This is a genomic window from Mesorhizobium sp. M7A.F.Ca.ET.027.02.1.1 (assembly GCF_004022985.1).
Classification (GTDB): Bacteria; Pseudomonadota; Alphaproteobacteria; order Rhizobiales; family Rhizobiaceae; genus Mesorhizobium.
The window spans coordinates 1-7,136 of record NZ_RZOL01000325.1 but is presented as its reverse complement, the minus strand read 5'-3'; the positions used below and the strand labels follow the sequence as shown (position 1 = coordinate 7,136).

Sequence of the window (7,136 nt, the reverse complement as noted above, 5' to 3'; positions counted from 1 at the left end):
CGCTTCACCAACATGGTGCTCGATGCCGTGCGGGCAGCTGTCGGCGACAAATTCGTCGTCGGCATCCGCATGGTCGCCGACGAAGATTTCGAAAAAGGCCTGTCGAAGGCGGAGGGGATCGAAATCGCCAGGCGGCTGGCGGGCTCCGGCAAGGTCGATTTCCTCAACATCATTCGGGGCTCGATCGAGAGCGATGCGGCGCTGACCAAGGTCATCCCGGTGACCGGCATGCGCTCTTCGCCGCATCTCGATTTCGCCGGAGAGGTGAGGGCGGCGACGAAATTCCCGACCTTCCACGCGGCGCGCATATCCGACGTGGCCACCGCACGCCACGCCATCGCCACCGGCAAGCTCGACATGGTCGGCATGACCCGCGCCCATATCGCTGATCCGCACATCATCAAAAAAGTGATGGAGGGGCGCGAGCATGAGATCCGCCCGTGCGTGGGCGCCACCTATTGTCTCGACCGCATTTATGAGGGCGGCGAAGCGCTTTGCGTCCACAATGCCGCGACCGGCCGCGAGGCCGAAATCCCGCATATCATCGTCAAGACCGAAGGACCGAAGCAGAAAATCGTGGTCGTCGGGGCCGGCGCCGGCGGGCTGGAGGTTGCGCGGGTCGCAGCCGAGCGTGGCCACAAGGTGATGGTGCTTGAAGCATCGAGCCAAGCCGGCGGCCAGGTGCGATTGGCGACGCAGAACCCGCGCCGCAAGGAGCTGATCGGCATCATCGACTGGCGGCTGGCCGAACTCGACCGGCTCGGTGTCGAGATCCGCTACGACACCTGGGCGGAAAAAGACGATGTCCTGGCGCTGTCGCCCGATGTGGTGGTGGTCGCTACCGGCGGCCTGCCGCAGAACCCGCCGCTGACATCAGGCGACAACCTTGTCACCTCGAGCTGGGACATCATGGCCGGCAGCGTCAAGCCGGCCGAAAATGTGCTGCTCTATGACGACAATGGCGGCCATCAGGGCATGGGCGCCGCCGAACTGATCGCCAATGCCGGCTCGAAGCTCGAGCTTGTATCGCCGGAGCGTTTCTTTGCCCCGGAAATGGGCGGCATGAACCATGTGCCCTATATCAGGGTCTTCCAGGAAAAGGGCGTCACCATCACCATCAACACGCGGCTGCGTTCGGTGCGGCGCGAGGGCAACCAGCTGATCGCAGAGCTGGCTTCGGATTTCGCCGATGGCTGGCGCGGCGAGCGCAGGGTCGATCAGGTGGTGGTCGAGCACGGTACGCTGCCGCTCGACGATCTCTACCTCTCGCTGAAGCCGCTGTCGAAGAATGGCGGCGCGGTCGACTACGAACGGCTGGTGAGCGGTGGCGACATCTTTCCCAAGCGCAATCCAGAAGGCGGCTTTGTTCTGTTCCGCATTGGCGACGCGGTCGCCTCGCGCAACATTCATGCCGCCATCTATGACGGCATCAGGTTCGGCTTGCGGATCTGAAATTAGCTACCGCGAGGATCGGTAGCGCGCGGTCGAAGCTTCCTGCAAGAGCCCCTAGACTGGACTTTCCCTGTCGTACTTCTAACGATCTAGGGTGATCCAAACGCTTGGGATCAGTTTCATTCTACTGCAAGTCTGCAGGGAAATCGCGAAGCAGTGCGTCTTCTGCCGAGAAAAGTTGACGAAAACCTAACAAAGTCCGGGGGGACAAGTTGACCAAGAAAGATCCGTTCGTTCCGCGCCAGACCAATACGGCGCTCTACATGCAGCTATACGAGAATGGATATTCGGTTGCCGATATCGCCCGGGTGCAAAAGGCGTATCGTGTGTGTTGCGCGATGTTCAACGGCCGCTACCGCAAGACAGGACGGCCGTTCATCTGCCATGCGGTGGGAGCTGCGTCATCGGCCGCGCATTTCGATAAAAGCGTCGATCTTGTCCTGGCCGCGATGTTTCACGCTGCCTACGACAGCGGCCACTATCCGGACGGAAAGTCCAGCAGGCGCACCGATGCACACCGCAGATGGCTGGAGCAAATAATCGGTCCCCGGGTTGAAGGTCTTGTCGCCCGCCTGGTCGGACTGAAATTCGATACCGGAGACCCCGAGCGCCTTGTGGATGCCGGTGTGCCGGCCGGCGACGAGGACATCTTGTTCCTAGTGCTTGCCCATGAGGTGGATGACCTGGCGGACGGAGGATTGGCGTTTGCGCCCAAATACGGTCAGTCCATACGATCGAGGGTTGCTGCCTGTGCCACTCTGGCGAGGTATCTGGGCCGCGAAAATCTTGCCGTCACTATCGAAGGTTACGGTGCCCGCTACGAGACCATGGCGTGGGCTGCTCCCCTCCAGGAGACGAAGCTGATTGGCTTTCAGATTACGCCAAATTTACGCACATACATCAAATTGCGCCGCCACAAGTTACGCGGCGAATCGGTCGAGGTGCTTTGACACCTTGCTGATCCCGCGACGCGCAAACCGCTGAGAACTGGCCGTCCTTGTCGCCTCAGTCGTCATAGCCCTGGATTGCCCCAAAGGTGTAACGGCGCAGCTTCAGCGCGGTGATCAAATTGGTCAGCTTCGTCTTGCCGTCGAAACCGTCCTGGAACATCTCGTCATGCATCAGGAGGATCAGCTTGCCGGGCTTGACGAAGCGGCCATAGCCGAACAGGTGATCGATCTCGCTGACCAGATGATCGACGCTCTGCACCGGCTCGCCGTTGTCCTTGTGGACCCATTCATGGTCCCAGCCGTAGAGATAGAAGCCTGAGGCCGCGACAAATTCGTAGTCGGGCTCTTCACGCCCCTCCTGGGCGAGGCCAAGCGAAGTGTCGTTCTTCGCCATGGAGGGCAGCCTGAACACGTCGCGCCCCGGCAGCCTTGCATGCACCACGGGCTTCAAGCCGAGCACCGCGTTTGCCCTTACCATGTCGGCGACGACACCTTCGGTGTCGCCGTAGAAATGCCGGTAGTGATTGTAGGCATGGCTGTAGCTGTGGTTGCCGAGCGTCACCAGAGGAAGCTGCCTGGCGCGCTGGACGAGCGCTCTGTTGGCGGCGCTCGCCTGTGCGTGCATGCCGACCATGAATAGGGTTGCAGGAACCTGCTCGGCTTCCAGCACATCGAGGATGTTGCTTGTGCCGTTCAGCGGCCCATCGTCGAAGGTAAGATATATTATGCGATCGGCCCCTTGGGCGGGAACCGCAAAAATCAAAACCGCCGCCAGCACAAACCGAAACGGTGTCATCAGCCCCGATATCCGGTTGCGATCACGACAAGGCCGCCATCTTCACACGCGGTTGTCAAGGCAGCCGGCCTTACCTATGGCCTTACCTATGCCAGGCTTCCTTGCAGCACCGTCAGCTTGGCCTTCTTGGGCATGCGGGCGGTCAGCCATTCCAGCGCCTTGTCGTGCGGCATCGGGAAGGCGATGGAGTAGCCCTGCACCTGGTCGCAGCCGATCGCCATCAGCGAATCGAGCTCGGCCTCGGTTTCGGCGCCCTCTGCGACGATCGAGATGCCAAGGCCACGCGCCAGCTCGGTGATGGCGCGCACGATCTTCGAGTTGTCGCCATTCTCATGGATGTTCTGGACGAAGCGGCGATCGATCTTCAGCCGGTCGATCTCGTTCGGGTTGACATGGCTGAGCGAAGCATAGCCGGTGCCGAAATCATCGAGTTCGAGATGGACGCCGGCTGCCCGGATGTGCCGCAGCTTGGCCGCGATGCCCGTCTTTTCGTCATCGAGGATGACGGATTCGACGATTTCCAGCGACAGTTTCTGCGGCGGCAGCCCGGCCTTTTCCAGCGTCTCGAACAAGAACGCATCGAAATCGTGCTCGCGCAGCTCGGTGCCGGAAACATTGACGGCAAGCCGTCCGAAGGCAATGCCGGCGCGGTTCCATTCGGCCGCCTCGTTGATCGCCTTGGTGATGACGATGCGGCCGATCTCGGGCATGAAGCCGCATTTCTCGGCGACCGGAATGAATTCACCGGGCGGGATCATGCCGCGCTCCGCATGGTTCCAGCGCACCAGCGCCTCGATGCCGCTGATCGTGCCGTGGGTCAGTGAGACCTGCGGCTGGAAATAGACCTGGAACGCCCGCTCGGCGATGGCGACCTTGATGTCGTGCTCGAGCTGCTTGCGATAGTCCAGTTCGCGGCGCAGCTCCTCGGAAAAGAAGGAGAAGTTGCCGCCGCCAAGCTTCTTGGCGGAGTAAAGCGCAAGATCGGCGTGGACCAGCAAATCCCCAGCATTGTCGGCGTCGATCGGATAGACAGCGATGCCGGCGCTGGCGCCTGGGAGAATGGTCGTGCCCTGGAAGATGATCGGCTCGTTGATATGTGCCAGGATGCGTCGCGCCAGCATATTGATGTCTTCGGTGCCGCCGGCGCCGCCGAGGATCATGACGAACTCGTCGCCGCCCAGGCGCACGCACAGATCCGACGCCCGGCAGGAATCGCGCATGCGCTGTGCCGTCACGACCAGCACATAGTCGCCGGCGGCGTGGCCGAGCGTATCGTTGATCTGCTTGAATCGGTCGAGATCGAGCTGGACGACGGCAAGGCGTTCGCGACGCCGGTGCGTGCCCTTGATCAGCGTGTCGAAATGATCGGTCAGGAACGTGCGGTTGTGCAGGCCGGTAAGGCCGTCATGCACCGCGATGAAGGCCATGGAATTGCGCGCGTCGATCAATTCATGCGTCTTGCGCAGGATGGCGTTCGACATCGGCCTGAAGATGAAGAGCGCCACCAGTATGATGACGCCGATTGTGGCGTAGAACAGAGTGCGATGGAGAGCGAGCAGCTTCTCGGAGCGGTCGTCGGCGTCGGCAGTGATGCGCTGGCCAAGCGCGGCGTAGCCCGACAAGGTCGCATTGGCGACGGAGGCGTCGAGATTGACGCGTTCGTCGCCGCCTTTGTAACCGCCATTGCCGCTGAATTGCGATTCATAGGCCGAGATCAGGCGGTCGCCATTGGCGATCAGCCCGACCGAGAAATAGTCGAGGTGGAAGGGCTTGGCGAAAAGGACGCTTTCGATCGACTTCGGGTCAAGCTTGGCCGGCGATTGCGGATCGGCTCCCGTCTGATCGAGCAGCAGGTCGTAGTTCGTCTCGAACTCCGCCGTTGCCTGCTTGAGCGCGCTGACCAGCGCCGGTTGCTTGTCGCGTGAGCCGGCGCCCGTTGCACCGGCAAGGAAGACGATGCGCTGCGACAGCGTCTTTTGTGTGCTGACGATGTCGAGCAAAGTGTGATTGTGCTGTTGGGTGGCCATCATCTGCTGCAGCAGGATGAAGGAGGCGATCACCATGGCCGCAATGATCAGCAGGGCCAGCCAATAGCCGGCCTTGATCAGCAGTATGAGCTTGCCTGAAACGGTTTGCACCGGCTGCTGCGACATTTTCGGGGGCGGCCCTCTCGCCTACGGATTCTTGCCTAAAGATTCTTGTATGAGCACCATTGAACTGCAAACGTTAACAGGACCGGAAATCGACGGCTGCCCGGCGAGGGGCGGCTGTCGAAAGATCGCGAAATGGTTATCGGCTCGTTTAGCGCCGTACCGGCATTTGAGCGGTCATCGGCCAGAACCCTTGTCGCGACGTCGTTTCCGCCGCCGCATGATGATCGACATCGGGGCGGCATCGTGCTGCTTGCCACCGATCCGGTCGTTTTTGCGATGGATTTTTCACGCGGACGAGACGACAGTCAGCCCACATCAAACGAGGCCGACCATGACCGCAGCATTCCTCTCCCACATCGACAGCGAGCTCGCGGGGCTCAAATCGGTAGGCCTCTACAAGTCGGAGCGGGTGATCACTTCAACGCAGTCGGCCGAGATCGAGGTTGGCGGCGACAAGGTGCTGAATTTCTGTGCCAACAACTATCTCGGCCTCGCCGATAGCGCCGATTTGCGCAATGCTGCCAAGCAGGCGCTCGACCGCTATGGCTACGGCATGGCATCGGTGCGCTTTATCTGCGGCACCCAGGAAGAGCACAAGCAGCTCGAATCCACGATTTCCTCTTTCCTCGGCATGGAAGACACTATCCTCTACGGCTCCTGCTTCGATGCCAATGGCGGCCTGTTCGAGACGCTGCTGGGCGAGGAAGACGCCATTGTCTCGGATGCCTTGAATCATGCCTCGATCATCGATGGCGTGCGGCTGTCGAAGGCCAAACGTTTCCGCTACGCCAACAACGACATGGCCGATCTCGAGGCGCGCCTGAAGGAAGCCCGGGACTGCCGCTTCCGGTTGATTGCCACCGACGGCGTGTTTTCGATGGATGGCATCATCGCCAATCTCAGGGGTGTCTGCGACCTCGCCGAGAAATACGACGCCATGGTGATGGTCGACGACAGTCATGCCGTCGGCTTCGTTGGCCGGAATGGCCGCGGCTCGGCCGAACATTGCGGCGTCGAGGGCAGGGTCGACATCATCACCGGCACGCTCGGCAAGGCGCTTGGCGGGGCCTCCGGTGGCTACACCTCGGGCAAAGGCCAGATGGTCGACTGGCTGCGCCAGCGCTCACGGCCGTATCTCTTCTCCAACACGCTGATGCCGGCGATCGCCGGCGCTTCGATCAAGGTGTTCGAACTGATCAAGGACGGCGATGGGCTGCGCGACAAACTCTACGACAATGCAGCGCGCTTCCGGTCGCAGATGGGCAAGCTCGGCTTCACGCTGGCCGGAGTCGATCATCCGATCATACCGGTGATGCTGGGTGATGCCAGCCTGGCGCAGGAGATGGCCGCGCGCATGCTGAAGCGCGGCATTTATGTCATCGGCTTTTCCTTCCCGGTGGTGCCGAAAGGCCAGGCGCGCATCCGCACGCAAATGTCGGCGGCGCATTCCAGCGCGGATATCGATCGGGCAGTGGAAGCGTTTGCCGCCGTCGGGCGTGAACTCGGGGTCATTTCCTGAAGGGCTGGAATCGAAAAGCGATTCCGGATCAAGAGATTCAAGGGACAAAAGCATGTCGAACATGATGAAGGCGCTGGTGAAGGCCAAGGCCGAACCGGGCATCTGGATGGAAGAGGTGCCGGTGCCGGAGATCGGCCCAAACGACGTGCTGATCAAGATCAAGAAGACGGCGATCTGCGGCACCGACGTGCACATCTACAATTGGGACCAGTGGGCGCAGAAGACGGTGCCGGTGCCGATGGTGACGGGCCATGAATTCGTCGGCA

The 7,136-nt window shown here is 61.2% G+C and carries 6 protein-coding genes; 4 read left to right on the top strand and 2 right to left on the bottom strand.

What is annotated here, in order from left to right:
- Both EN749_RS26865 and EN749_RS26860 read left to right on the top strand, forming a co-directional pair.
- A partial coding sequence (locus EN749_RS26865) for an FAD-dependent oxidoreductase (protein ID WP_128364306.1) occupies window positions 1–1,452 on the top strand: 1,452 nt, incomplete at its 5' end.
- 212 nt (window positions 1,453–1,664) lie between these two features.
- Complete coding sequence (locus EN749_RS26860; RefSeq protein WP_128364305.1) at window positions 1,665–2,402, top strand: hypothetical protein; 738 nt, start codon at window positions 1,665–1,667, stop codon at window positions 2,400–2,402.
- A gap of 55 nt (window positions 2,403–2,457) precedes the next feature.
- Here EN749_RS26860 and EN749_RS26855 read toward each other — a convergent pair whose 3' ends face one another.
- Together EN749_RS26855 and EN749_RS26850 are read right to left on the bottom strand one after the other, a co-directional pair.
- Window positions 2,458–3,198: a polysaccharide deacetylase family protein gene (locus EN749_RS26855; RefSeq protein ID WP_128364304.1), complete on the bottom strand. Its 741-nt coding sequence runs from the start codon at window positions 3,196–3,198 to the stop codon at window positions 2,458–2,460.
- 86 nt (window positions 3,199–3,284) lie between these two features.
- Window positions 3,285–5,351: an EAL domain-containing protein gene (locus EN749_RS26850; RefSeq protein ID WP_128364303.1), complete on the bottom strand. Its 2,067-nt coding sequence runs from the start codon at window positions 5,349–5,351 to the stop codon at window positions 3,285–3,287.
- A gap of 331 nt (window positions 5,352–5,682) precedes the next feature.
- Between EN749_RS26850 and EN749_RS26845 the strand changes: the two genes are divergently transcribed.
- Window positions 5,683–6,870 (top strand): glycine C-acetyltransferase, encoded by a 1,188-nt coding sequence (locus tag EN749_RS26845; protein WP_128364302.1) that lies wholly within the window; start codon window positions 5,683–5,685, stop codon window positions 6,868–6,870.
- 52 nt (window positions 6,871–6,922) lie between these two features.
- The coding region (locus EN749_RS26840; RefSeq protein WP_148674722.1) for an alcohol dehydrogenase catalytic domain-containing protein at window positions 6,923–7,136 on the top strand (214 nt) is incomplete at its 3' end.